Origin of the sequence: Parvibaculum indicum, assembly GCF_011762095.1 — a bacterium.
In the GTDB taxonomy this organism is placed as follows: Bacteria; Pseudomonadota; Alphaproteobacteria; order Parvibaculales; family Parvibaculaceae; genus Parvibaculum; species Parvibaculum indicum.
The window spans coordinates 286,161-309,461 of sequence record NZ_JAASQO010000001.1 but is presented as its reverse complement, the minus strand read 5'-3'; the positions used below and the strand labels follow the sequence as shown (position 1 = coordinate 309,461).

25 protein-coding genes are annotated in these 23,301 nt (G+C 63.1%); 12 read left to right on the top strand and 13 right to left on the bottom strand.

Annotated features, from left to right (window positions below; translation table 11 throughout):
• Nucleotide 1: 1 nt before the first annotated feature.
• The 5 genes from FHS78_RS01530 to topA form a co-directional block, all read right to left on the bottom strand.
• Entirely contained in the window at nt 2-682 is a 681-nt protein-coding gene (locus FHS78_RS01530) for an NUDIX hydrolase (RefSeq protein ID WP_167089564.1), read from the bottom strand.
• Nucleotides 683-687: 5 nt separating this feature from the next.
• Entirely contained in the window at nt 688-1,452 is a 765-nt protein-coding gene (locus FHS78_RS01525; protein ID WP_167089562.1) for an NUDIX hydrolase, read from the bottom strand.
• An 87-nt stretch (nt 1,453-1,539) separates the two neighbouring features.
• Nucleotides 1,540-1,965, bottom strand: coding sequence for a DUF983 domain-containing protein (locus tag FHS78_RS01520; RefSeq protein WP_246220294.1), 426 nt, complete (start codon nt 1,963-1,965; stop codon nt 1,540-1,542).
• A gap of 123 nt (nt 1,966-2,088) precedes the next feature.
• Nucleotides 2,089-4,479, bottom strand: coding sequence for a ribonuclease R (rnr, locus tag FHS78_RS01515; protein WP_167089558.1), 2,391 nt, complete (start codon nt 4,477-4,479; stop codon nt 2,089-2,091).
• Nucleotides 4,476-7,148, bottom strand: coding sequence for a type I DNA topoisomerase (topA, locus tag FHS78_RS01510; RefSeq protein ID WP_167089556.1), 2,673 nt, complete (start codon nt 7,146-7,148; stop codon nt 4,476-4,478). Before topA ends, rnr begins: the two co-directional genes overlap by 4 nt.
• Nucleotides 7,149-7,471: 323 nt before the next feature.
• On the opposite strand from topA, the gene FHS78_RS01505 reads away from it, so the two are divergent.
• Complete coding sequence (locus tag FHS78_RS01505) at nt 7,472-7,783, top strand: hypothetical protein (protein WP_167089554.1); 312 nt, start codon at nt 7,472-7,474, stop codon at nt 7,781-7,783.
• Here FHS78_RS01505 and dprA read toward each other — a convergent pair.
• From dprA to FHS78_RS01485, 4 genes are read right to left on the bottom strand one after another with little or no spacing between them, the layout of a single operon-like run.
• Nucleotides 7,755-8,882: a DNA-processing protein DprA gene (gene dprA, locus FHS78_RS01500; protein ID WP_167089552.1), complete on the bottom strand. Its 1,128-nt coding sequence runs from the start codon at nt 8,880-8,882 to the stop codon at nt 7,755-7,757. The genes FHS78_RS01505 and dprA overlap by 29 nt on opposite strands.
• Nucleotides 8,879-9,535, bottom strand: coding sequence for a glycerol-3-phosphate 1-O-acyltransferase PlsY (gene plsY / locus FHS78_RS01495; RefSeq protein WP_167089550.1), 657 nt, complete (start codon nt 9,533-9,535; stop codon nt 8,879-8,881). Before plsY ends, dprA begins: the two co-directional genes overlap by 4 nt.
• A gap of 2 nt (nt 9,536-9,537) precedes the next feature.
• A complete protein-coding gene (gene pyrC, locus FHS78_RS01490) occupies nt 9,538-10,833 on the bottom strand; it encodes a dihydroorotase (RefSeq protein WP_167089548.1) in 1,296 nt (431 codons plus the stop codon).
• Entirely contained in the window at nt 10,830-11,813 is a 984-nt protein-coding gene (locus tag FHS78_RS01485) for an aspartate carbamoyltransferase catalytic subunit (RefSeq protein WP_167089546.1), read from the bottom strand. Before FHS78_RS01485 ends, pyrC begins: the two co-directional genes overlap by 4 nt.
• Before the next feature lie 147 nt (nt 11,814-11,960).
• Here FHS78_RS01485 and FHS78_RS01480 point away from each other — a divergent pair, with 147 nt between their 5' ends.
• Both FHS78_RS01480 and FHS78_RS01475 read left to right on the top strand, forming a co-directional pair.
• Nucleotides 11,961-13,649, top strand: a complete 1,689-nt coding sequence (locus FHS78_RS01480) for an isovaleryl-CoA dehydrogenase (RefSeq protein ID WP_167089544.1) — start codon at nt 11,961-11,963, stop codon at nt 13,647-13,649.
• Nucleotides 13,650-13,653: 4 nt separating this feature from the next.
• The gene (locus FHS78_RS01475; protein ID WP_167089542.1) at nt 13,654-13,908 is read left to right on the top strand and encodes a hypothetical protein; all 255 of its coding nucleotides are present in this window, start codon (nt 13,654-13,656) and stop codon (nt 13,906-13,908) included.
• Nucleotides 13,909-13,917: 9 nt separating this feature from the next.
• Here FHS78_RS01475 and FHS78_RS01470 read toward each other — a convergent pair whose 3' ends face one another.
• The 3 genes from FHS78_RS01470 to ruvX all read right to left on the bottom strand — a co-directional run bounded on the left by FHS78_RS01470 (nt 13,918) and on the right by ruvX (nt 15,987).
• The gene (locus FHS78_RS01470) at nt 13,918-14,319 is read right to left on the bottom strand and encodes a DUF6188 family protein (RefSeq protein WP_167089540.1); all 402 of its coding nucleotides are present in this window, start codon (nt 14,317-14,319) and stop codon (nt 13,918-13,920) included.
• Nucleotides 14,320-14,329: 10 nt separating this feature from the next.
• Nucleotides 14,330-15,244 (bottom strand): AEC family transporter, encoded by a 915-nt coding sequence (locus FHS78_RS01465; protein WP_167089538.1) that lies wholly within the window; start codon nt 15,242-15,244, stop codon nt 14,330-14,332.
• A gap of 335 nt (nt 15,245-15,579) precedes the next feature.
• Nucleotides 15,580-15,987, bottom strand: a complete 408-nt coding sequence (gene ruvX / locus FHS78_RS01460) for a Holliday junction resolvase RuvX (protein WP_246220317.1) — start codon at nt 15,985-15,987, stop codon at nt 15,580-15,582.
• A 233-nt stretch (nt 15,988-16,220) separates the two neighbouring features.
• Between ruvX and gatC the strand changes: the two genes are divergently transcribed.
• The 7 genes from gatC to FHS78_RS01425 all read left to right on the top strand — a co-directional run bounded on the left by gatC (nt 16,221) and on the right by FHS78_RS01425 (nt 22,075).
• Nucleotides 16,221-16,508, top strand: a complete 288-nt coding sequence (gatC, locus tag FHS78_RS01455; RefSeq protein WP_167089534.1) for an Asp-tRNA(Asn)/Glu-tRNA(Gln) amidotransferase subunit GatC — start codon at nt 16,221-16,223, stop codon at nt 16,506-16,508.
• Nucleotides 16,509-16,513: 5 nt separating this feature from the next.
• Nucleotides 16,514-18,001 (top strand): Asp-tRNA(Asn)/Glu-tRNA(Gln) amidotransferase subunit GatA, encoded by a 1,488-nt coding sequence (gene gatA / locus FHS78_RS01450; protein ID WP_167089532.1) that lies wholly within the window; start codon nt 16,514-16,516, stop codon nt 17,999-18,001.
• A complete protein-coding gene (gene gatB / locus FHS78_RS01445) occupies nt 18,001-19,491 on the top strand; it encodes an Asp-tRNA(Asn)/Glu-tRNA(Gln) amidotransferase subunit GatB (RefSeq protein ID WP_167089530.1) in 1,491 nt (496 codons plus the stop codon). Before gatA ends, gatB begins: the two co-directional genes overlap by 1 nt.
• A gap of 221 nt (nt 19,492-19,712) precedes the next feature.
• Entirely contained in the window at nt 19,713-20,489 is a 777-nt protein-coding gene (locus FHS78_RS01440) for a histone H1-like repetitive region-containing protein (RefSeq protein WP_167089528.1), read from the top strand.
• Between the two features lie 146 nt (nt 20,490-20,635).
• Nucleotides 20,636-21,283, top strand: coding sequence for a glutathione S-transferase family protein (locus FHS78_RS01435; protein ID WP_246220293.1), 648 nt, complete (start codon nt 20,636-20,638; stop codon nt 21,281-21,283).
• Nucleotides 21,284-21,389: 106 nt separating this feature from the next.
• The gene (locus FHS78_RS01430) at nt 21,390-21,752 is read left to right on the top strand and encodes a hypothetical protein (protein WP_167089524.1); all 363 of its coding nucleotides are present in this window, start codon (nt 21,390-21,392) and stop codon (nt 21,750-21,752) included.
• Between the two features lie 47 nt (nt 21,753-21,799).
• Nucleotides 21,800-22,075 (top strand): acylphosphatase, encoded by a 276-nt coding sequence (locus FHS78_RS01425; RefSeq protein ID WP_167089523.1) that lies wholly within the window; start codon nt 21,800-21,802, stop codon nt 22,073-22,075.
• Here FHS78_RS01425 and FHS78_RS19565 read toward each other — a convergent pair.
• Entirely contained in the window at nt 22,072-22,197 is a 126-nt protein-coding gene (locus FHS78_RS19565) for a hypothetical protein (RefSeq protein ID WP_281356543.1), read from the bottom strand. The two genes, FHS78_RS01425 and FHS78_RS19565, sit on opposite strands and share 4 nt — an antisense overlap.
• Between FHS78_RS19565 and FHS78_RS01420 the strand changes: the two genes are divergently transcribed.
• A complete protein-coding gene (locus tag FHS78_RS01420; protein ID WP_167089520.1) occupies nt 22,196-22,831 on the top strand; it encodes a glutathione S-transferase N-terminal domain-containing protein in 636 nt (211 codons plus the stop codon). The two genes, FHS78_RS19565 and FHS78_RS01420, sit on opposite strands and share 2 nt — an antisense overlap.
• 183 nt (nt 22,832-23,014) lie before the next feature.
• Nucleotides 23,015-23,284 (top strand): SEL1-like repeat protein, encoded by a 270-nt coding sequence (locus tag FHS78_RS01415; protein WP_167089518.1) that lies wholly within the window; start codon nt 23,015-23,017, stop codon nt 23,282-23,284.
• The last annotated feature ends 17 nt before the right edge of the window (nt 23,285-23,301 follow it).

The following is a 23,301-nucleotide window of genomic DNA, read 5'->3' as shown; positions in this document are numbered from 1 at the left end:
TCTACTTCCGCAAAAGCGGCCGCCCGTTTCTGTAGGCGAAGAGCGGGACCGGCCTGTCGCCCGATGCCTGCTCGGGTATGCCGGTTCTAACCTCATGAAGTACGAATTCGGTGACATCGATCACCGGCAGCTTCAGCGCTTCCGACAGGGGATACCAGTCGAGGTCTTCCAGTTCGCCGCTGCCGCGTAGTTCGCCCGCGGCGATTTCGGCGGGCGCGGCATAGAAGCGGGCGTGAAAGCGGATCGGGCTTTCGGTGGGCGTGATGGCGCGGGCGACAAAGCGCAGCGGCGCCAGATGCGGGGCGAGCCCCTGTTCGCGGAAAGGAGACCAGGCTTTGCCCGACGCCTCGCCGACATCGCCCGGTGCGGCGATCATGAGGCCCGTTTCCTCCATGGTCTCGCGAATGGCGGCCATGGCGAGCGCCGCCGCCCGCCGTCCCAGCGCCGGGGTTTGCGCAATCTGCGCTTTCATTTCGCTATCGAACGCGGTTGCCGGTTTCGCCTTTTCGTCCGTGGCGTCGAGCTTGCCGCCGGGAAAGACGAAAGCGTCGGGTACGAAGGACATTTTCGAATGGCGGCGGCCCATCAGGATACGCGGTTCCTCGCCCGAGCGGTCGATCAGGACGAGGCTGGCGGCGTCGCGCGGGCGCACCGCGCGGGTTTTGGGGGCGGCAGGCTGCAAGAGGCTCAGTCCTTGATTTCGTCGCGGATGGCCGAGCCGTTGCGGAAGTGAATGAAGGGGACGGGCCTGCGCGCCTGGGCGGCTCTGTTCTGCGTCAGGCGTTCCTCGATCTCGTCCAGCACCACGCGGGTGATGTTGGGCAGGTCGAGATCGCGCGCATCGGCGAGCGTCAGCCAGTGCAGGCCCTGTAATTCGCCCGACCCGGCCACGGCGAGCGGGTCGCCCTGAATATGTTCGGCGTCCGCGATAAAGAAGCGCGTGTCGAAACGGCGCGTGCGATAGGGTGGGGTGATGGCGCGGGCAACGAAGTCGAGCCGTCCGAGCGCGGGCGCCACGCCTTGCGCGAAATAGGCCGCCCAGTCTTCATGCTTGCTCGACATGGCATCGCGCACGGGCTTGCCGAGAACGAGACCGGTCTCCTCGAAGGTTTCGCGGATGGCGGCCATGGCGAGTGCGCGGGCACGGTTTTCGCTGGGCGTACCGCGCATGCGGGTCATCAGGCGCCGCGTGACGACGGGGCGCAAGTCTTCGGCTGCGCGCACGCGGCTGTCGGCGCGGTCCACGCGGCCGCCGGGAAAGACGAATTTGTTCGGCATAAACTTATGGTTCGCATGCCGTTGTCCCATCAGAACCTTGGGCCGGCTCGTATCGTTGTTGACGATGATGAGGGTCGCGGCATCGCGCGGGCGCACCGCGCGGGTGGCGCCGTCGCGATATTCCTGACCGCGCGATTGTTTGGGATCAAAAGTGCCCCGGGCGCTCTCTGTCATGCGCCATCCTCCCTGACGTTTCTGAATTGCTTTGGGCAGAGGATGGCCCGGCGCCAATGGACTGTCCAGTCGGCTGTCCCGCGAGGCTCAGTTCGGGGTGGTGCCCCGTTCCACGTCTGGATTGCCGAAACCGTGCATGCGGGCGGCCCATTGCCAGCCCACAATGCCGCCTTTCAGGCGTGGTAGCAGCCATAGCGACAGAAGCAGGGTAAGGGCCGGCCAAAGCGCCATATGCACCCAGACAGGCGGCAGATATTCGAGTTCCAGCCAGAGCATCATCGGCACGATGACATGCCCGACGATCATGATCGTGAAATAGGGCGGGGCGTCGTCCGCCTGGTGGTAGTGCAGCGCCTCGCCGCAATCCGGGCAGTGATCGGACACTTTAAGGAACTTGTAGAACATACGGCCCTTGCCGCAGGCCGGACAGCGCATGGTCAGCCCGCGCAGGATCGCCTGTTTGGCAGGCCGCGGCGCGGTTTCGCTTTGCTCGTAGATTTCAGGCCGGGACATGTCCAAGGAGGCACTCATTTCGTTCACGCGGATAAACCCCACGACTTCGGAGACTCAAGTCCGACTAAAATGGTAGGTAAAGCGGCCGGGCGGAATGTGGCAGGTTGCCGCGCTTGATTTCACTCAATGACGGCGTCCTTTTCCTGTGCCGCCCGATTTGCGCTTGCCTTTCGACTTCGATGCGGATTTCGGCGGGCCCCGGCGCCGCGCGGTGCCAGGTCGCCCGCGACCGGAGGCGTTGCGGCGGCGCCCGGCGGAACCGCCGGCGCTGCCTCCGTCGAGCAGTTCGAAGCGCATACCCCCGGTGATGGGGGCCGCTTCGGCAAGTTTCACGCGCACGGCTTCGCCCAGACGGTAGGTGGTGCGGCTGCGTTCGCCCACCAGCGCATGGCCGACTTCGTCGTGATGGAAATATTCCGCGCCGAGCGTGGCGATGGGCACGATGCCGTCCGCGCCGTTGTCGTCGAGCTTCACGAAGAGGCCGAAGCGCGTCACGCCCGAAATATGTCCCTTGAATTCCGCGCCGATCCGCGCTTCGAGATATTGCGCGATGAAACGGTCCTTGCTGTCGCGCTCCGCCATCATGGAGCGGCGCTCGGTCATGGAGATATGGGTTGCGATCTCTTCGAGTGCGCGCTCTTCCTCTTCCGGCTGGCCGTCTTTCTTCACATCCGGCGTCAGGTTCAGCGAGGCAATGAGCGCGCGGTGAACGGTCAGGTCCGCATAGCGGCGGATGGGTGAGGTGAAATGCGCGTAGCGGCGCAGATTGAGACCGAAATGCCCGATATTGTCCGGCGAATAGATGGCCTGGGCCTGTGAGCGGAGGATCACCTCGCTCACCATGCGGTCATGCTCGGTGTCGTGGACCTGCTTCAGGATACGATTGAAATTCTGCGGGCGCACGACCTCGCCCTTGGAGAAGCTGATGTCGAGCGTGTCGAGAAACTCCGCCAGTGCCATGATGCGTTCGCGGCTCGGGCCGTCGTGTACGCGGTAGATGACGCGCTTGCGCTTTTCTTCCACCGATTCCGCGGCGCAGACATTCGCCTGGATCATGCATTCCTCGATCAGGCGCATGCTCTCGAAGCGTTCGTATTCCTTCACCTGCACGACTTTTCCGTCGTCATCGAAGCCGATCCGGTATTCGGGCAGGTCGAGTTCCAGCGGCCCGCGCTGTTCGCGCCCCTTCAGCATGGTTTGATAGGCGTTCCAGAGCGGCTGCAAGACGGTGTCGAGCAACGGGCCCGTCTTGTCGTCCGTCTTGCCGTCGATCGCTTCCTGCATCTGGCGGTAGGTGAGGCTTGCCGCCGATTTCATCAAACCGCGAATGAATTCATGGCCGACCTTGGTGCCGTGCCGGTCGAAAACCATGCGCACGGCGATGCAGGCGCGGTCTTCCTTCTCCCGCAGCGAGCAGAGATCGTTCGAAATGCGCTCCGGCAGCATCGGGACGACGCGATCGGGGAAATAGGTCGAGTTGCCGCGTTTCTTCGCTTCCTCGTCCATCGGCTCGCCGGGGCGCACATAGGCGGCCACATCGGCGATGGCGACGATGACGATATGGCCGCCCTCGTTTTTCGGATTGTCGTCGGCCATCGCCCAGACGGCGTCGTCATGGTCGCGCGCATCCGCGGGATCGATGGTGACGAGGGGAATGTCGCGCAAATCCTCCCGGCCCTTGAGGCCGCGATGACGCATGCGGGCGGCGGATTTCACCACTTCTTCGGGAAAGGCGTCGGGAATGCCATGCGCATGGATGGCGATGAGGCTGACGACGCGCGGGTCGTCGCGATTGCCGAGCACCTCGATCACGCGGGCGCGGGGTCGGCCATGCTGTTTGCCGGGAATGGTCTCGCCCATGACGAGATCGCCGTCTCCGGCCTTGCCGGCATCGCTTTTCCCGACTTCGAATTCGTGCCGGGCCTTCTTGTCCACGGGCAGGATGCGCCCGCCGCGCGCTTCCGGTTTGAAGACGCCCAGCACACGCTCCGCGCCCTTGCCGACGCGCTTGATGACGCGCGCTTCGTAGGGATAGGTCTCGGGCTCGTCCGTATTCTGTGCGATGCGCGCCAATACGCGGTCGCCTATGCCGGTCGGGGCCTCCCCGGCAAAGCGTTTGCCGCGTCTTTTTTCCGGCACGATGACGATGAGGGGAGCGGGCTCTTCGCCGGTCCAGTTAAGCGGCTTGGCGATGAGGTCGCCATCCATGTCGGCATGGGTGACTTCCAGCAGGGTGACGGAAGGCAATTCGCCCGGTCGGCGCAGCTTTTTGCCGCCATCCTTCTCCAGCAGGCCTTCCGCTTCCAGTTCGCGCAGCATCCGCTTCAGCGGAATGCGGTCGGAACCCTTGATGTTGAAGGCGCGGGCGATTTCGCGCTTGCCGATATTGCCTTCGGTCTCGGAGATGAAGGTCAGAATCTGCTCGCGGGTGGGCAGACCTCCGGCGCCGTCATCCTTCGCCTTTCCGGCAGGTGCCTTTTTCTTCGGTCTCGGCGGCGTTTTGCGCGCGGTCACTCAGTTTTGGCCTTTGCGGAAGCGGTTTTGCTGGCCGCCGGCTTTTTCTTCGCAGCCGGCTTCTTTGCAGGCGCCTTTTTTGTCGTCGCGGTCTTTTTGGCTGCGGGTTTCTTCGCGGCCGTTTTGGTTGCCGTCTTCTTGGCAGCGGCCTTCTTCTTGCCTTTGGCCGGCACTTTTTCCGCGATGAGTTCCAGCGCCTGCTCGAAGGTCACATCGTCGGCCTCCGTGCCCTTGGGCAGCGTCACATTGGCGGTGCCGTAGCGGATATAGGGACCGTATTTGCCCTCGCGGATCTGCACGGGCTTTTTCGTGTCCGGATGCTCGCCCAGCTCCTTCAGGATCTTGCCGGCGCGTTTTTCTGCCCGTTCGATCTTTTCCGCGAGCACGGTGAGCGCGCGGTTGAGGCCGATGGTGAAGAGCTCTTCCGGGTCCTTGATATTGGCGTAGGTACCGTCGTGATAGATATAGGGACCGAAGCGGCCGAGCCCCGCCGTGACCTTCTTGCCCGTTTCGGGGTGAAGTCCGATCTCGCGGGGCAGGGTGAGCAGCTTCAGCGCCTTTTCAAGGTCGACATCGGCGGCTGCGAGCCCGTTGGGCAGGCCGGAGCGCTTCGGCTTTTCGCCTTCTTCCAGCGGTGCGCGCTCCACATAGGGACCGAAGCGGCCGGATTTCAGCGTGATCTCCGCACCGGTATCTGGATCCTCGCCCAGCGCACGGTCGCCGGTCGCCGCGGCGCTGTCGGCGTCGAGCGCGGCGGTCAGCGGGCGGGTAAAGCGGCATTCGGGATAGTTGGAGCAGCCCACAAAAGCGCCGAACTTGCCGACCTTGAGCGACAGCCGCCCATCCTCGCAGGTGGGGCATTTGCGCGGGTCGGAGCCGTCTTCCTTTTCCGGGAAGACATGGGGCGCCAGCACCTCGTTCAGCCGGTCCAGCACTTCGGTAATGCGCAGATCCGCGATGTCCTCGACGGTGCCGGTGAAGCCTTTCCAGAAGTCGCGCAGCAGCTCCTTCCAGTCGAGTTCGCCCGCCGACACCTTGTCGAGCTTTTCTTCCAGATCGGCGGTGAAGCCGTATTCGACATAGCGCTCGAAGAAGTTTTCCAGGAACGCCGTCACCAGGCGGCCCTTGTCGTCGGGCACGAGGCGGTTCTTGTCCATCGTCACATAGCCGCGGTCGCGCAGCGTCTGCAGCGTCGAGGCGTAGGTGGAGGGACGGCCGATGCCGAGTTCTTCCATACGCTTCACAAGCGTCGCTTCGGTGAAGCGGGGCGGCGGTTCGGTGAAATGCTGGTCGGGACGCACGTTCACAAGGCTGGGTTTGTCGCCCTTTGCCATTCTCGGCAGGCGGTTGCCGTCCTCGCCGTCGGCGGCCTCGTCGTCCTTGCCTTCCTGATAAAGGCGCAGGAAGCCGTCGAAAACGATGACCGACCCCGTCGCGCGCAGGCCGATGGGCGCATCATTCGCTTCGATTTCGATGGTGGTGCGTTCGAGCTGCACGCTTTCCATCTGACTGGCGACCGTGCGGTTCCAGATCAGTTCGTAGAGGCGGCGCTGGTCGTCGTCGAGTACATGCGCGACCTTCTTGGGCAGGCGCGACAGCTCCGTCGGGCGAATGGCTTCATGCGCTTCCTGCGCATTCTTCGCCTTGGTCTTGTAGACGCGCGGGCTGTCCGGCAGATAAGCCTCGCCGAACTCGTTGTTCACCACGGTACGGGTCGCCGCGATCGCTTCGTCGGCAATCTGCACGCCGTCGGTACGCATATAGGTGATGAGACCGGTGGTCTCGCCGTCCAGTTCCACACCTTCATAAAGGCGCTGGGCGACCTGCATGGTACGGCTCGCGGAAAAACCGAGCTTGCGCGAGGCTTCCTGCTGCAGGGTGGAGGTCGTGAAGGGCGGGTTCGGATTGCGCCTGGTCGGCTTGCTCTCGACGGAGGTGACGGTGAATTTCGAAGAGCGGATGCGCGCCTCGATGTCCTTCGCCGTCTTTTCGTCGGGAATGGCGAACTTGTCGAGCTTCTTGCCGTCGAGCTGCGTCAGGCGGGCAATGAAATTTTGTGACTTTTCGGTCTGGAAATCGGATTCGACGGTCCAGTATTCCTGGGCGCGGAAGGACTCGATTTCGAGTTCCCGGTCGCAGACGAGGCGCAGCGCGACCGATTGTACACGGCCCGCCGAGCGGGAGCCCGGCAGCTTGCGCCAGAGCACGGGCGACAGCGTGAACCCTACCAGATAGTCGAGGGCGCGGCGGGCGAGATAGGCGTCGATCAGTTCTTTGTCGAGGTCGCGCGGATGCTTCATCGCTTCCGTCACGGACTGCTTCGTGATCGCGTTGAAAACCACGCGCTTCACGTCCTTGTCGCCCAGCGCCTTCTTGTTCCGGAGCACTTCCAGCACGTGCCAGGAAATGGCCTCGCCTTCGCGGTCGGGGTCGGTTGCGAGGATCAGGCCGTCGGCGTCCTTCACGGCCTTCACGATGTCGTTCAGCCGTTTCTGCGACTTTGCGTCGACATCCCAGTGCATGGCGAAGTCTTCGTCCGGCTGCACGGAACCGTCCTTGGACGGCAGGTCGCGCACATGGCCATACGAGGCCATGACCTTGTAGTCCTTGCCCAAATACTTGTTGATGGTTTTCGCCTTGGCCGGCGATTCTACAATGACGACGTCCATCTAGGGCTCGAATGCTCTCCTGTGGGGCAAGAAAATTCGCCGGCCTGTCCGCCCGTATATCGGTGATCCGGGCGGCTGCCTTGCGCCGACGCGGGACAATGCGGAAAAGCCCGGGACCTGTCAAACTTCCTCGCAAGGCGCGGAAAGCCTCATGTATTAGAAAACTGCCTTTTTCGTTTTATTCAAAATGACGATTTTTACCGCGAGAAACGGCGCGGATTTTGTGTGACCCGGACTAATAAGGGGGCAATAATTCAACAAGAGATTAGTAATTTTGAATGTTCGCGCGCTGGGGACGTTTTCAGGGGAGCAGGAGGAAATTAATGAGAAACCCTGTCGGCGGAGCCGAGCGGAAAGTGAAGCCCGATGGCGCCGGAGGCCGGGTGCGTCCGGGACGCCCGTCGCAAGACGCGCAGGTGATGGATGGCGGCGATGGGCAGAGCGGCGAAGTTGCCGAATATCTTCTCGATATGCTGACAAGCGCGCGCCAGCTGGCGGCGGCTCAGGGCTACCGCTTTCTCGCCTATCTTCTCGGCCTGGCATTGGAGGAGGCCCGCCAGCTCGCGCACAAAGGCGAGTCGTGGTCGACCTCATGGCGCGACCGGCCTAGCGGGAGCGATGCGCCTCGGGAATAAGGCTCAGGCGGTCGCCCGGGTCGCGTTGCAGGCGGCCGGCAAGTTCCAGCTCGATCAGAACCGCGCGGACCGATCCGGGGGCGGCGTCGGCCTCGTTCAGGAGGTCGCCGAGCGGCGTCGGTGTCGGTCCCAGCGCTTCGAGGACGCGCAGGCGGATCGCGTCATCCGGCTCCGCGCTCGGCACGGGCTGCGAAAAGGCGACATGCCGGGGTTCTGCCAGCCGCCGATGCGCCTGATGGGGGGCACCGAGCGCGTCCACCACATCCTCCGCCGTTTCCACCAGTGTCGCACCCTGTTTGATGAGGCGGTTCGCGCCGTGCGCGCGCGGATCGAGTGGTGAGCCGGGCACCGCGCAGACGTCGCGGTTCTGCTCCAGCGCGTAGCGCGCGGTGATGAGCGAACCGGAGCGTAGCGCGGCCTCGACTACCACCGTCGCCAGCGACAGGCCGGAGATCAGCCGGTTGCGGCGCGGAAAATGGCGGGCCTGCGGGCTCGTGCCGAGTGGCATTTCACCCATCAGCAGTCCCTCTTCGCCGATGATGCGTTGCAGTTTCTCGTTTTCCGGCGGGTAGAAGATGTCGAGGCCGCCTGCGACCACCGCGATCGTTCCGCTGGCCAGCGACGCCTGATGCGCTGCCGTGTCGATGCCGCGGGCAAGGCCGGAGGCGACGACATATCCGCGTTCCGAAAGGCCCTTGGCGATATCGCCTGCGATCCGGCGGCCCGCGGCGGAGGCGTTGCGCGAGCCGACCATGGCGATGGTGTCGCGTGTCAGCAGAGACAGCTTTCCCTTTACCGCGATGACCGGCGGCGGCGGGTCGGTGAGGGCGAGGGGCGGCGGATAATCGGCATCGCCCAGGACGAGAAGCGTTGCGCCCAGCTTTTCCAGCGCGGCCATCTCGCGCTCCGCATCGCCGACGCTTGCGACCCTGATATTGCGCTTGCGTCCGCCGCGCGCCGCGAGATCGGGCAGGGCTTCGAGCGCGGTTTCGGCGGATCCGAAATGCTCGAGCAGATCGCGAAAGGTGACGGGGCCGATATTTTCGCTGCGTGCGAGCCGCAGGCGCGCCAGGCGCTCTTCCTGCGGCAGCGGGATCATTGACCCGCCTCGCTATCGGCTTCGGGGGTGTTTTTCTTCGCGCCGATCTTGGGCTCCGCGCCGTTGAGCAGGCGCGCGATGTTTTCCCGGTGCGCCCAGTAGATCAACACCACCAGCGGCACGGAAAGCGCCACAAGCTGCCACTGGTCGAGCCATGCGAGGTAGAGCGGCGTCAGCAGCGCGGCCACGAGCGCGGAAAGCGAGGAATACCGGCCGACAATCGCCACCGCGAGCCAGGTCGCACAGAAGAGCAGGCCGATGGGCCAGTAAAGTGCCAGCAATATGCCGATAAAGACGGCAACGCCCTTGCCGCCCTTGAATTTGAGCCATACCGGGTAGAGGTGGCCGAGAAAGGCGCCGATGCCTGCAACCCCTGCCATGGGGATCGGATGCGCGCCGAATTCGCGCATGATGAGGACGGCGGCAATTCCCTTGCCCGCATCGCCGAGAAGCGTGCCGGCCGCGACCCAGCGATTGCCGGTCCTGAGCGCGTTGGTGGCGCCGATGCTGCCCGATCCGATGTCGCGAATGTCGCCCAGGCCCGCCAGGCGGGTCAGCAGCAGGCCGAACGGGATCGACCCCAGCAGATATCCGACGATCAGCGCTCCGGCGAGCCAGGGCCCGTCAGTCGCCAGTGTCACCCCCTCGAACATGCTCAGTCCTCTTCCCCGTGAACGAAAACCATCCGGCCGCCGACAATAGTCCGCAAAACCCGGCCTTGAAAGCGCCGGTCCTCGAAGGGTGTGTTCTTGGAAACGGATTTGAGCGCTTCCGGCTTCAACTGCCAGGGCATATCCGTATCGATGAGGATTAGGTCTGCGGGCAGGCCGGCGGCGAGCCGCCCCGTGCCGAGGTCCAGCAGGTCGGCGGGCACATGGGTCATGGTATCGAGCAGGCGCGCCAGCGGCACATCGCCGGAATGGACGAGGGCCAGCCCCGCGGCCAGCAGCGTTTCAAGCCCGATGGCGCCGAAATTGGCTTCTTCGAAGGGCCGGCGTTTGACGTCGGCGTCCTGCGGATCGTGGCCGGAGACGATGACGTCGATCGTGCCGTCGGCCAGCCCGGCGACGAGCGCCTGACGGTCCTGTTCGCTGCGAAGCGGCGGCGAGAGCTTGAAGAAGGTCCGGTAGCCCTGAATGTCGAGTTGGTTGAGTTGCAGATGCGCCGCCGAGACGCCGCAGGTGACCGGCAATCCCCGGTTCTTCGCCGCGCGAATGATCTCGACCGAGGCTTCGCAGGAAATCTGCGCAATGTGGAGACGTCCGCCGGTGAGTTCCATGAGGCGCAGATCGCGCTCGATCATGATGGTTTCGGCGGCTGCCGGAATGCCGGTCAGGCCCCAGCGGCTCGACAATTCGCCTTCATGCATGACGCCGCTGGCCAGGCTCGGCTCTTCGGCGTGCTGCACCAGCAATGCGTCGAAGAGCTTGGCGTAGGACATGGCGCGGCGAACGACCTGCGCATTGGCGACCGCCTTGTCGCCATCCGTAAAGGCGACCGCGCCTGCCTCCTTCAGCAGGCCGATCTCCGTCATCTCCTGTCCCTTGAGGCCCTTGGTCAGCGCCGCCATGGGGTGGACGTTGACGATGGCCGTGTCGCGGGCGCGGCGCTCCATGAAATCCACCAGCGCCACATCGTCGATCACCGGATCGGTATTCGGCATGACGATGACGGTGGTGACGCCGCCGGCGGCCGCTGCCTGGCTGGTGAGTGCCAGCGTCTCGCGGTGTTCCGCGCCGGGCTCGCCCGTAAAGACGCGCATATCCACCAGGCCGGGGCAGAGGACCTTGCCGCCGCATTCCACCGTTTCCACGCCTTCGGGAATACCGTCCTTGAAAAGCTCCGGTCCCAGATCGACGATCCTGCCGTCCTCGACGAGCAGGCTTCCGGTCTGGTCGTAGCCGCTGGCCGGGTCGAGCAGGCGCGCATTGACGAAGGCGGTGCGGGTCATTTCGCAGTCTCCGCAATCGACGGGTCGTTGGGCAGGTTGCGCGCCAGCGCATCGAGCACGGCCATGCGCACCGCGACGCCCATTTCCACCTGTTCGCGGATCAGGCTGCGGTGAATGTCGTCGGCCACCGCGCTGTCGATCTCGACGCCGCGGTTCATCGGGCCGGGATGCATGACGAGCGCATCGGGTTTCGCCGCGGCGAGCTTGTCGTAATCGAGGCCGTAATAGCGGAAATATTCGCGCTGCGAGGGCACATAGGAGCCTGCCATGCGCTCAAGCTGCAGGCGCAGCATCATCACGATGTCGCAATCCTCCAGCCCCTTCTTCATGTCGTGGAATATCTCGACGCCGAAGCGCTCGATGCCGGTGGGCATCAGCGTGGGCGGCCCGATTACGCGGACGCGCGCGCCCATGGTATGCAGGAGCAGGATATTGGAGCGCGCCACGCGGCTGTGCAGGATGTCGCCGCAGATCGCGACCCGAAGGCCCTGCAGCTTGCCCTTGCGGCGGCGGATGGTCAGCGCATCGAGCAGGGCCTGTGTCGGGTGCTCATGCGCGCCGTCGCCCGCATTGACCACCGAGCAGGAGACCTTCTGCGACAGAAGCTCCACCGCGCCGGAATTCTGGTGCCGCACCACGATCATGTCCGGGTGCATGGCATTGAGCGTCACCGCCGTGTCGATCAGCGTTTCGCCCTTCTTCACCGAGGAGGTGCCGACCGACATGTTCATCACATCGGCGCCGAGCCGCTTGCCCGCCAGCTCGAAGGAGCTTTGCGTGCGCGTGGAAGCTTCGAAGAAGAGGTTGATCTGGGTCCGGCCCCTGAGTACCGCGCCCTTTTTGTCGATCCGCCGGTTCTGCTCGACATAGGTGTCGGCGAGGTCCAGCAGGGCGGTGATGTCTTGGGGAGAAAGCCCCTCGATCCCGATCAGATGACGATGCGGGAAGATGGGGGCGGGGGATGTTTCCGGACTGCTCATTAAAGCCGAATGTATAGGTGCGATTCCCGGTTCCAGCAAGGAACAATGTCTGTTTTGGCGCTGACGGGACTGCGTCTATTCGCGCGGGTTGCGCCAAGGGTGACGTTGGGTCTCCAATAGGCTCCAAAATGTCAGGAGGTGGCCCAAATGGACAATCCCGAGTTCGAGCCCGAGGCTTTTGCCACGCATGAGGTGTTCAACCAGCCGCCCGCGCTGGAAAACTACAATCTCTTCACCAGCGATATTGCGCTGCGGGAGACGGTGGCGCGGGAAGGCGGCGGGGCCGCCGAAGACAATCTGGCGGCATTCGGCGGCAAGATCGGTACGTCCGAGGTGATCGATCTCGGGCGGCAGGCCAATGCCTATCTGCCGGTTCTGAAGAGTTTCGATCGTTTCGGCCACCGCATCGACCGGGTGGAGTTCCATCCCTCCTATCACGAGCTGATGTCGCTTTCGGTGGCGCAGGGGCTCCATGGCAGCCCGTGGGATCATCTGAAGGACAAATCCGAACCGAAAAAGGGCGCCATCGTCTCGCGGCTTGCCGGCACCTACATGATGACGCAAATCGAATCCGGTCATGGCTGCCCCATCACCATGACCAATGCGGCGGTGCCCGCGCTGCTGTTCCAGCCGAGCCTCGCCGAGGAATGGATCCCACGCATCCTGTCGCGCGACTACGATCCGTCCTTCAAGCCCGCGAGCGAAAAGACCGGCGTCACGCTGGGCATGGGCATGACGGAAAAGCAGGGCGGCACGGATGTGCGCGCCAACACCACCCATGCGCAGCCGGTGAATGGCGGCGGGCCGGGCGAGGAATATCGCATCACCGGGCATAAATGGTTCTTTTCCGCGCCCATGTGCGATGCTTTCCTCGTCCTGGCGCAGGCTCCCAACGGGCTTTCCTGTTTCCTCATGCCGCGCTTCACGCCGGACGGGGAGCCGAACCGTATCCGCATCCAGCGCCTGAAGGAGAAGGTCGGCAACAAGTCCAACGCCTCCTCGGAAGTCGAGTTCCAGGCGGCGGCGGGCTGGCTGATCGGCGAAGAGGGGCGCGGCGTGCGCAACATCATCGAGATGGCGACCTATACGCGGCTGGATTGCGCGGTGGCGACGGCGGGGATGATGCGGCAGGCGGTGGCGCAGGCCGTGCATCATTGCAGCTACCGGCGCGTCTTCCAGAAGCACCTGATCGACCAGCCGCTCATGTCGGGCGTGCTCGCCGACCTCGCGCTCGAAACGGAAGCGGCAACGGCGCTCTCCTTCCGCGTGGCGCGGTCTTTCGACGAAGCGTTCACGGACGAGCAGGAGGCCGCCTATCGCCGCATCATGACGCCGGTCGCGAAATACTGGGTCTGCAAGCGCGCGCCGAATCTCGCCTATGAGGCGATGGAGTGTCTCGGCGGCAATGGCTATGTGGAAGAGGGCATCGCGGGCCGTATCTATCGCGAGATGCCGGTGAATGCGATCTGGGAGGGCTCGGGCAATGTCATGTGCCTCGACGTGCTGCGTGCGCTGGGCCGCGAGCCGGAAGCGCTGGATGTCGTTTTCGCCGAGTTCGACGCCGCCAGGGGTGCCAATGCGCATTACGACAAGGCGGTCGATCTCCTGAAGCAGCAATTCACCGATCTCGGCACGCTGGAAATGCGCGCCCGCACGGTGGTGGAGGACATGGCGAAGGTCGCGGCGGCGTCCGTGCTGGTGAAGCATGCGCCGGACTATGTGTCGGATGCATTCTGTGCCACGCGCCTCAACCGCGACTGGGGCGATCTCTACGGCACGCTGCCGGAGGGTGTGGATCAGCGCGCGATCATCGACCGTTCACGGCCTATGGCGTGATCTCATGCTGCGCTGGACAAGTGGAGTTGTCGGGCTGCTGTTGATCGCTTGGGGTGTTTTGTTCGTCACCGGAGGCGGTCTGCTGGTTCGTGACGATCCGCTATGCGGAACAGTCGAGTTTGAGGATGCAGCTTGTACCTATCTCACGGCTTCAGGTCTGAAGACGGTTTATCGCTACGGCATCAAGCACTGTCCGAAAATCTCGGAGAGTGTCGATTTTTGGGCCTACAACTCAGCAAAGAGTACCTGTAGCCGTTGAGCTGCAGAGTCACCTGTTGCGGTTCGAGAATTCGCGACTGCCGTCCGGGAAAGTGATTTCCCAGACTTCGTATCCCGTGAAGTTCAGAACTTGCAGCGCCGTGTCATCGGAAAATTCGATGTCGAGATCGCCGGTTCGACCGTCAAGCGTTGCCATTTTCACGGATTTTCCTGTCAGCATCTGGCGTAGCTGAGAGACTGCATTGATGAGAGTTTCGAGGCCGTATTGCTGTCCATCGTCGAAGCTGCTGACGCACTGGCGGTTGGCCTGTATTGCTCGCCAATAGGTCGCCTGGAGCAACGTGTTATCGCTGAATTTCAGGATGACTGACGCATCGCCATCCCCTCGGTCCACGGACGAGACGGTGGAGTTTTCCAGTGCGGCCAGATTCTTCAAAAAACTTGTTGCCATGCAGGCTCTCTTATCCCAGCAGCCAGAGCATCAGCGGCATTGTGATAGCGGCGAGGATCGTGCCTCCGGTGATGAGGCTTGCCATCAGCGTGGCGTCGCCGCCGAGCTGGCGGGCGAGGATGTAGGAGGACGTCGCGCCCGGCACGGCGCCGCAGACGAGCACGACGAGGCGCGGCAGGCCGGTGACGCCGAAGACGTAGCACCAGCCCATCATCATCAGTGGCATGGCGATGAGGCGCAGACCGCTCGTCAGCAGCACGATCCATTTCGTGTCGAAGGCATGAGCGGGCTTCAGGCCTGCACCGATGGCGATGAGACCGATGGTGAGGGCGGCCTTGCCGAGAATGTCGAGCGTCGGGTCGAGCGGGCCGGGAAGCCCGATGCCAGAGACGTTGAGCGCGATCCCCGCTGCGCAGGCGAGGATGAGCGGGTTCTTGACGAGCAATCGTCCCACCGTGCCGAGACCGGCAGGCGTGTCGCCCGCGTAGCGCGTGAGGATGAGAACGGAGAGCACGTTCACGGCGGGCACCAGCACCGCGAAACCGACCGCAGCGAGCGCCACGCCTTCATGACCATAGAAGGAGGCGATGGCCGCCAGCGCCACGAAGCCGTTCCAGCGTGCCGCGCCCTGAAAGACGGAGGAGAATTGAGGTCCGGTCAGCGGCAATATCTGCTTCAGCACCATCAGCAGCACGACCATGCTCGCAAGGCCAGCGGCAAGCGCGGACGCCATGGGGCCGATGTCATAGGGGCCGAGATCTGCCACGGCGAGCGTGCGGCAGAGGAGGGCGGGGAAGAAGACGTAATAGGTCAGCTTGTCCAGCGGCGCCCAGATTTCCTCACCCAGAAAATCCATCCGCTTGATGGTCCAGCCGAGCGCGATGACGAGGAAGACGGGAATGAGGGCGTTGAGGATCTGGAGCATGGAAAACCGGCGCGGTTTGGCCGCCCGCCTTATTTTGGTCTTGTCGGGGCGAAGAGTAACTCTCCTACCAGAAGGCGGGAGGACAAGCCACAAACGCTCATGTCATCCCGGGACTTGTTCCCGGGCCTTCGCTGCGCCGCAGTGGCTTCGGCCACGCAGGCGGGATCCATTGGCGGTGCAACAGGCTGAAAGGCGAATGGGTCCCGGCAACGAGTGCCGGGACGACAATTGCGGGCCGTCATTGCGAGGAGCGTAAGCGACGAAGCAATCCAGTTCTGAGCTTGCCGCTTCTGGATTGCTTCGCTTCGCTCGCAATGACGGTAGGTCGCGGACGCCTAGAGGTTCCGCAGCCGGTCGAGCGCTCCCTGAAGGATATGGGCGGCGGCCATCTTGTCCACCAGCTCGGCGCGCCGGGCGCGGCTGGCGTCCGCTTCCAGCAGGGTGCGTGTCACCGCCTGGGTGGACATGCGCTCGTCCTGAAAGACGACGGGAAGATCGGTCAGCTTTTCCAGATTGCGGACGAAGGCGCGGGTGGACTGGCAGCGAGGGCCCTCCGTGCCGTCCATATTGAGTGGCAGGCCCACCACGAGCCCGGCCACATCATATTGGGTGGTCAGAGCGAGGAGGCGCTCCGCATCGGCGGTGAATTTCGTCCGCTTGATGGTTTCGAGCGGCGAGGCGACGAAGAGCGACACGTCGGAGAGGGCGAGGCCGATGGTTTTGGTGCCGAGATCGAGCCCCATCAGGCGGTCGTTCCGGCCCAGACGGGCCTTCAGCTCTTCCAGCGTCGTTATATTGCCGCTCAAACCCGCGAAATCCCTTAAAATCCGGCTCTACAAGGCCGGGACAATAGGCGGCGTTGCGGCTTCGGCCAAGGCTTTGTTATGTTGCCGCCGATTCAAGCGAGAATTGGGCGCATGCGGGGCTTTCAGGGCCTTTCTTCGTCCGCTCTCCAAACCCCAACAAAGGCAGGCCTATGTCGGTCGATCAGAACACCGTCCGGCACATCGCCCGGCTTGCGCGGATTGCCGTGCGGGACGATGAGCTGGAACATCTCGCCAGCGAACTCAACAGCATTCTCGACTGGGTGGAACAGCTCGGCGAGCTCGACACCTCCGACGTCGAGCCGATGACCAGCGCCGTGGAAACCACGATGAAAATGCGTGAGGACGACGTCACGGTCGGCAATATGCAGGACGAGGTCACGCGCAACGCACCTGCGTCCGAAGACGGCTTCTTTGTCGTCCCGAAAGTGGTGGAGTAAGGCGCATGGCGAAGAATGACGAACTGATCGGCCTTTCGCTGGCGGAAGCGCGCGACAAGCTGAAGGCGAAGGAAATCACCTCCGCCGAGCTGACCGACGCCTATATCGCCGAGATGGAAGCAGGCCGCGATCTGAACGCCTATGTGCTGGAAACGGCGGAGCAGGCGCGCGAGATGGCGAAAGCCTCCGATGCGAAGCTCGCCAAGGGCGAGGGCGGCGCCATCGAGGGCGTGCCGCTCGGCATCAAGGACCTGTTCTGCACAAAGGATGTGCGCAGCACCGCCTGCAGCCACATTCTCGACGGTTACACGCCGGCCTATGAATCCACCGTCACCTCGCAGCTCTGGCGCGACGGCGCGGTGATGCTCGGCAAGCTCAACAATGACGAGTTCGCCATGGGCTCGTCCAACGAGACGAGCTTCTACGGCCCCGTCACCAATCCCTGGCGTCGCAATGGCGACGACACGAAGCTCGTGCCGGGCGGCTCGTCCGGCGGCTCGTCGGCCGCCGTGGCGGCGAAGCTCTGCCTGGGGGCGACGGCGACCGATACGGGCGGTTCCATCCGCCAGCCGGCGGCTTTCACCGGCACGGTCGGCATCAAGCCGACTTACGGCCGTTGTTCGCGCTGGGGCATCGTGGCGTTCGCCTCCTCGCTCGATCAGGCCGGTCCGATCACGCGCGATGTGCGCGACGCGGCGATCATGCTGAAGTCGATGGCCGGGCACGATCCGCAGGATACGACGAGCGTCGACCGCCCCGTGCCGGACTATGAAGCGGCGCTGGGGCAGGGCGTAAAGGGCCTCACGGTCGGTATTCCGAAGGAATATCGCGTGGACGGCATGCCGGAAGAGATCGACGCGTTGTGGAGCCAGGGCATCGAATGGCTGAAGGCGGCGGGCGCGAATATCAAGGAAGTGAGCCTGCCTCACACGAAATATGCGCTGCCGGCCTATTACATCGTGGCGCCGGCGGAAGCGTCCTCCAACCTCGCGCGCTATGACGGCGTGCGCTACGGGCTCCGCGTGGACGGCAAGGACATCACCGAGATGTATGAGAACACGCGGGCGGAAGGCTTCGGCGACGAAGTGCGCCGCCGCGTGCTGATCGGCACCTATGTGCTCTCGGCGGGCTATTACGACGCCTATTATCTGAAGGCGCAGAAGGTACGTTCGCTCATCGCGCATGATTTCCGCCAGGCGTTTTCCGAAGTCGACGTGCTGCTAACGCCCACGGCGCCGTCGGCCGCGTTCGGCATCGGGGAAAAGTCGGACGATCCGCTTTCCATGTATCTGAACGATGTTTTCACCGTGACGGTGAACCTTGCGGGGCTTCCCGGCATTTCGGTGCCCGCGGGCCTGTCGAAAGAAGGGTTGCCGCTGGGGCTTCAACTCATCGGACGCGGTTTCGACGAGGAAACTTTGTTCCGCACTGCACACAAACTCGAAGAGGCCGCGCAGTTCACGGCGGCGCCTGAAGCCTGGTGGAGGTCGTGATGGAAATCGGCAAGCGCGTCGCGCGCGAAGAAGACTGGATTCAGGGCGCCACGGGCGATTGGGAAATCGTGCTGGGCCTCGAAGTCCATGCGCAGGTGACATCGAAGGCGAAGCTCTTTTCCGGCGCTTCGACCGAGTTCGGCGCAGAGCAAAATACCCATGTCAGTCTGGTGGACGCGGCCTTGCCGGGCATGTTGCCCGTCATCAACCGCGTTTGCGTCGAACAGGCGGTGAAAACGGGTCTCGGCCTCAAGGCGAAGATCAATCTGCGGTCCGTTTTCGACCGGAAGAACTATTTCTATCCGGATCTGCCGCAGGGCTATCAGATTTCGCAGTTCAAACACCCGATTGTGGGCGAGGGCGAAATCGAGATCGACCTGCCGGAAGAACGCACGGAGAAAATCGGCATCGAGCGTCTGCATCTGGAGCAGGATGCGGGCAAGAGCGTGCATGACATGCATCCCAGCATGAGCCATGTCGACCTCAACCGCTCCGGCGTCGCGCTCATGGAAATCGTGTCGCGCCCGGATATGCGTTCGGCCGAGGAAGCGCAGGCCTATGTGCGCAAATTGCGCACGATTCTGCGCTATCTGGGCACGTGCGACGGCAATATGGAGCAGGGAAGCCTGCGCGCGGACGTCAATGTGTCGGTGCGCAAACCCGGCGGTGAACTTGGGACGCGCTGCGAGATCAAGAATGTGAATTCTATCCGTTTCATCGGTCAGGCGATCGAACACGAAGCGCGTCGTCAGATCGAAATTCTCGAAGAGGGCGGCAAGATCGATCAGGAAACGCGTCTTTTCGACCCGAAAACGGGCGAGACGCGCTCCATGCGCTCCAAGGAAGAGGCGCATGACTATCGCTACTTCCCCGATCCGGATCTTCTGCCGCTGGAATTGCAGCAGGAAGATGTCGACCGCATTGCAGCATCGCTGCCGGAACTGCCGGATGAAAAGAAAGAGCGCCTGATGGCCGACTACGGATTGTCGGCATACGACGCGACCGTTCTGGTCAGCGACGGGGCGCGTGCGGACTTCTTTGAAGAGGTTGCGAAAGGACGCGATCCGAAGCTCGCGGTGAACTGGGTGAACGGCGATTTGTTCGCTGCGTTGAACCGCGAAGGGCACTCTCTGGAAGCGTCTCCGGTGTCTGCGAAACAGCTCGGAGAGCTGCTGGACCTCATTTCCGACAACACGATTTCAGGTCGAATCGCGAAGGACGTTTTTGATTCGATGTACAAAACGGGCCGAAATGCCATCGAAATCGTCGAAAAAGAAGGTCTTCGTCAGGTTACGGATACAGGCGCTATCGAAGCGGCCATCGATGAGGTGATCGCGGCCAATCCGGATAAGGTCGAACAGGTAAAAACCAAACCGAAACTTGCGGGCTGGTTTGTCGGTCAGGTCATGAAAGCCACGTCTGGCAAGGCTAATCCGCAACTCGTCAATGAAATCCTCGCGAAGAAAATAGACATACCTTCAGAGGACTGACGAACGAATCCATGTTCCCGATGAACTGTTTGTAAACCACTTTCACATGAAAGTGGCGCGACTGCGCTTGCGTAAAACTGTTGCAATTTGTTGCCGAGCGCATTTGTGACGCCCATAGTAACAATGTGCGCCTTGATGGGTACGGGGGCACGTGAGTTTGTGTGCGTTGCAAGTCTTTGGATTGTCGCCAACACAAATGGCACATCAGGAGCTGAATGAACATGGCTACCACGACGAGAAAGGCGAAGCCGAAAACGGCGACCGCCCGTAAGACGACCGCTCGCAAGACGACGGCCGCCAAGAAGACTACCGCTCGTAAACCCGCGGCGAAAAAGACAACCGCGAAGAAACCGGCGGCGAAGAAAACCACTGCGAAGAAGCCTGCAGCCAAGAAGACCACGGCTGCGAAGAAGCCTGCGGCCAAGAAGACGACCGCTCGCAAGCCCGCAGCCAAGAAGACGACGGCTGCGAAGAAGACGACCGCCCGCAAGCCAGCGGCCAAGAAGACGACAACGGCTCGCAAGCCTGCGGCGAAGAAGACCACCGCCCGTAAACCTGCGGCGCGGAAGACCACGGCTGCCAAGAAGACGACAGCCCGTAAACCCGCCGCCCGCAAGACGACTGCGCGCAAGACGACGACAGCTCGCAAGACGACGGCGGCCCGCAAGCCTGCGGCTCGTAAGACCACGGCTCGCAAACCCGCCGCGAAGAAGACGACTGCCCGTAAGACGACAGCTCGTAAGACGACGGCGGCTCGCAAGCCCGCGGCCCGTAAGACCACGGCCCGTAAGCCTGCGGCGAAGAAGACGACGGCTCGCAAGCCCGCCGCCAAGAAGACGGCAGTCCGGAAGGCGCCTGCGCGCAAGACCACGGCTCGCAAGACGTCTGCTACCCGTCGTTCGACGGTTCGCAAGGCGCCGGCTCGCCGTACGACGACGCGCCGGACGACTGCGGCCCGCAAGCCCGCGACCCGTCGCAGGACGGCAGCCAAGAAGTAATGGCTGCGCGCCGGAAAACATCCGAGGGGACTACTCGAAAAGCGGCTCCGGCGAAGCGATCCGCTTCGACCGGGGCCGTGCGCTCCTCCGACAAGCCGATCGAACTCCATTACTGGCCCACACCCAATGGCTGGAAGGTTTCGATCATGCTGGAGGAGTGCAGGCTTCCCTATGTGATGAAGCCGGTGAATATCGGCATTGGCGACCAGTTCAAGCGATCCTTTCTCCGGATCGCGCCGAACAACAGGATGCCCGCCATCGTCGATCCGGATGGCCCCGGGGGGCAATCCATCTCGATCTTCGAATCCGGTGCAATCCTGCAATATCTCGGCCGCAAGACGGGGAAGTTCTACCCGTCAAACGAGCGGCAGAGGGTTGAGGTCGATCAATGGCTGTTCTGGCAAATGGGGGGTCTGGGGCCAATGGCCGGCCAGGCGCATCATTTCCGGCAATACGCTCAGGAGAAAATTCCGTATGCGATCAAGCGGTACACGAATGAGGTGAACCGGCTCTATGGCGTGATGAACAAGCGCCTGAGGGACCGCGATTACCTTGCGGGCCGTTATTCCATCGCAGACATGGCTTGCTGGGGCTGGGTCGTACCCTACAAAAACCAGGGCCAGAAGCTTGAGAATTTTCCACATCTCAAAAAATGGTTCGAACGGGTGAGTGCCCGTCCGACCGTTCAACGGGGGTTCGCTCTGGGGCGCGATTTGCGTCAGGGCACCCTGGGAGACAAGACCAAAGACGCCGAGAAGGCTCGCAAGATCCTTTTCGGGCAACGCGCAAACTAAGATGCGGCACATGGGCGGGACTTCATGTCCCGCGACGGTGTGCTAGGCTTGCAGCGCATCCGCGAATTTCGCGGGTGCGCTGTTCTTTTTGGACGAGGGGAGCAAGATGTTGAGAAGCAAACGCGCAGGCAAAAGGCTCGCATTCGCCCTGGCGGCGGTTCTGGTCGCGGTGCCTCAGGCAGCGTTCGCCGCGTCCGTCACCGGTACGGGCTCGGTGGTCAAGCATGACGACTATGGAACGGAGCGCGAATGGGGACGCGATCTCGTTCTGCCGGAGAGCGGCGAAATCACGCGCGTCATCGACGGCACCTATGGTTTCAGCCTTTATCACGGCAGCGAGCAGGTGGCCGCCTTCATCACGCCGGAAAGTGCGGTGGGGACAAAGCTGCCTGCCGGACGCTACCGGATCGAACCGAATGTCTGTCCGACGCATCGTCACCACCATGTGGAGGTGACGGCACAATACTGATTGCCGGCGCCGGGATCGTCCCGCGCGGCGGCGGAAGGAAGGCGCAGATGGTCGACAAGCGGTCCGTGCGCGTGCGGATCAGCGGCGAGGTTCAGGGCGTGGGATACCGCGCCTGGACGGTGCGTCGGGCGTCCGCTCTCGGCCTGTCCGGCTGGGTGCGCAATCTGCCCGACGGCGATGTCGAAGCGGTTTTCTCGGGGCCCGCGGAGAGCGTCGCCGAGATGATCGTCGCATGTCGCGAAGGGCCGCGCATGTCCACGGTCCGCGCCGTGGAGGAGGTCGAGGCCGTCGAGCCGGTTTCCGGCCGTTTCGAGGTGCGCTAGACGAGTTTCATCCCGGATTGCGAGCGGCAATCCCGGCGATGCGGCATGTATTGCTGGCAATGCGCCGTCACGCTGCCCATATCGCTCTGGTTACGCCATTCATGCCGCCGGGAGGCCCTCATGATCGATCTCTACACCTGGACCACGCCCAATGGGCGCAAAGTCTCCATCATGCTGGAGGAGACCGGCCTGCCTTACGAAGTGCATGCCGTCGATATCGGCAATAACGAGCAGTTCGACCCCGACTTTCTGCGGATTGCGCCCAATAACCGTATACCGGCCATCGTGGACCGGGACGGCGACGGCGGTGCGCCGCTGACGCTGATGGAGTCCGGGGCGATCCTCATCTATCTCGCCGAGAAGACGGGCAAGTTTCTTGCCGCGAAGGGCGGTCAGCGCGCCAAGGCGCTGGAATGGCTGATGTGGCAGATGGGCGGGGTCGGCCCGATGATGGGGCAGGCCAATCATTTCCTGAACACCGCGCCGGAGCAGATCCCCTATGCCATCGACCGCTATGTGAGCGAGAGCGCACGCCTCCTCAAGGTGATGGACGGGCGTCTGGGGCAGGCGGACTATCTGGGCGGGGATTATTCCATCGCAGATATGGCGACCTATCCCTGGGTGGCGGTCGGTTTCGATCTTATCCGTCAGGCGAAGCCCGATATTGTGGGCGAGGGCGCCAATGTCGAGCGGTGGCTGAAGACAGTCGGGGCGCGTCCCGCCGTGCAGCGCGGTATGGAAATACCTTCCGTCTGATTTCGGTCAATTCAGGTCGAATTGTTGTAAAGCTGCGTCACTCCCGGGCGCGGCGTTAACCATTCTTTCAAAACGGTCATGAAAGCATCCTCAATGACGCAAGGGGTGGCCTTGCGATCATGAACAGCCAGCCGGCGGGCACGCACAAGACGCGTCCGGCCTGTTTATGGGGGTTTTGAAACCATGGCTCGTATGCAATTCGACGTTGCCGACAAGAGTGAACTTGGGGCGCCGGGCGGTTCGGGTGACGCTCTTTTCAATCTCGGCCTGATGTATTCGACGGGACGCGGCGTGGACGTCGATCTCGTCACGGCTCACAAATGGTTCAATCTGGCGGCCATGCGCGGCAACATACCGGCGCGCGACTACCGGGCGGAACTGGCCCGCGAGATGTCGCAGGGCGAGGTCGCCGAAGCGCAACGCCAGGCGCGCGAGTGGCTCGCCAGTCAGTAAGAGCCCGTCGCGGCAGG

Coding starts and splice junctions, on each gene's coding strand:
- ruvX (WP_246220317.1), bottom strand. CDS start 15,987: ATGGGGCTCGATCTCGGCACCAAAACCATCGGCCTCGCCCTCTCCGAC.
- FHS78_RS01415 (WP_167089518.1), top strand. CDS start 23,015: ATGGCTCGTATGCAATTCGACGTTGCCGACAAGAGTGAACTTGGGGCG.
- FHS78_RS19565 (WP_281356543.1), bottom strand. CDS start 22,197: ATGAGGGCCTCCCGGCGGCATGAATGGCGTAACCAGAGCGATATGGGC.
- FHS78_RS01525 (WP_167089562.1), bottom strand. CDS start 1,452: ATGACAGAGAGCGCCCGGGGCACTTTTGATCCCAAACAATCGCGCGGT.
- FHS78_RS01505 (WP_167089554.1), top strand. CDS start 7,472: ATGAGAAACCCTGTCGGCGGAGCCGAGCGGAAAGTGAAGCCCGATGGC.
- dprA (WP_167089552.1), bottom strand. CDS start 8,882: ATGATCCCGCTGCCGCAGGAAGAGCGCCTGGCGCGCCTGCGGCTCGCA.
- FHS78_RS01480 (WP_167089544.1), top strand. CDS start 11,961: ATGGACAATCCCGAGTTCGAGCCCGAGGCTTTTGCCACGCATGAGGTG.
- pyrC (WP_167089548.1), bottom strand. CDS start 10,833: ATGACCCGCACCGCCTTCGTCAATGCGCGCCTGCTCGACCCGGCCAGC.
- FHS78_RS01465 (WP_167089538.1), bottom strand. CDS start 15,244: ATGCTCCAGATCCTCAACGCCCTCATTCCCGTCTTCCTCGTCATCGCG.
- FHS78_RS01485 (WP_167089546.1), bottom strand. CDS start 11,813: ATGAGCAGTCCGGAAACATCCCCCGCCCCCATCTTCCCGCATCGTCAT.
- FHS78_RS01425 (WP_167089523.1), top strand. CDS start 21,800: ATGGTCGACAAGCGGTCCGTGCGCGTGCGGATCAGCGGCGAGGTTCAG.
- FHS78_RS01435 (WP_246220293.1), top strand. CDS start 20,636: ATGCTGGAGGAGTGCAGGCTTCCCTATGTGATGAAGCCGGTGAATATC.
- FHS78_RS01520 (WP_246220294.1), bottom strand. CDS start 1,965: ATGTCCCGGCCTGAAATCTACGAGCAAAGCGAAACCGCGCCGCGGCCT.
- gatB (WP_167089530.1), top strand. CDS start 18,001: ATGGAAATCGGCAAGCGCGTCGCGCGCGAAGAAGACTGGATTCAGGGC.
- FHS78_RS01475 (WP_167089542.1), top strand. CDS start 13,654: ATGCTGCGCTGGACAAGTGGAGTTGTCGGGCTGCTGTTGATCGCTTGG.
- topA (WP_167089556.1), bottom strand. CDS start 7,148: ATGGACGTCGTCATTGTAGAATCGCCGGCCAAGGCGAAAACCATCAAC.
- FHS78_RS01420 (WP_167089520.1), top strand. CDS start 22,196: ATGATCGATCTCTACACCTGGACCACGCCCAATGGGCGCAAAGTCTCC.
- plsY (WP_167089550.1), bottom strand. CDS start 9,535: ATGTTCGAGGGGGTGACACTGGCGACTGACGGGCCCTGGCTCGCCGGA.
- FHS78_RS01440 (WP_167089528.1), top strand. CDS start 19,713: ATGGCTACCACGACGAGAAAGGCGAAGCCGAAAACGGCGACCGCCCGT.
- gatC (WP_167089534.1), top strand. CDS start 16,221: ATGTCGGTCGATCAGAACACCGTCCGGCACATCGCCCGGCTTGCGCGG.
- FHS78_RS01430 (WP_167089524.1), top strand. CDS start 21,390: ATGTTGAGAAGCAAACGCGCAGGCAAAAGGCTCGCATTCGCCCTGGCG.
- FHS78_RS01470 (WP_167089540.1), bottom strand. CDS start 14,319: ATGGCAACAAGTTTTTTGAAGAATCTGGCCGCACTGGAAAACTCCACC.
- gatA (WP_167089532.1), top strand. CDS start 16,514: ATGGCGAAGAATGACGAACTGATCGGCCTTTCGCTGGCGGAAGCGCGC.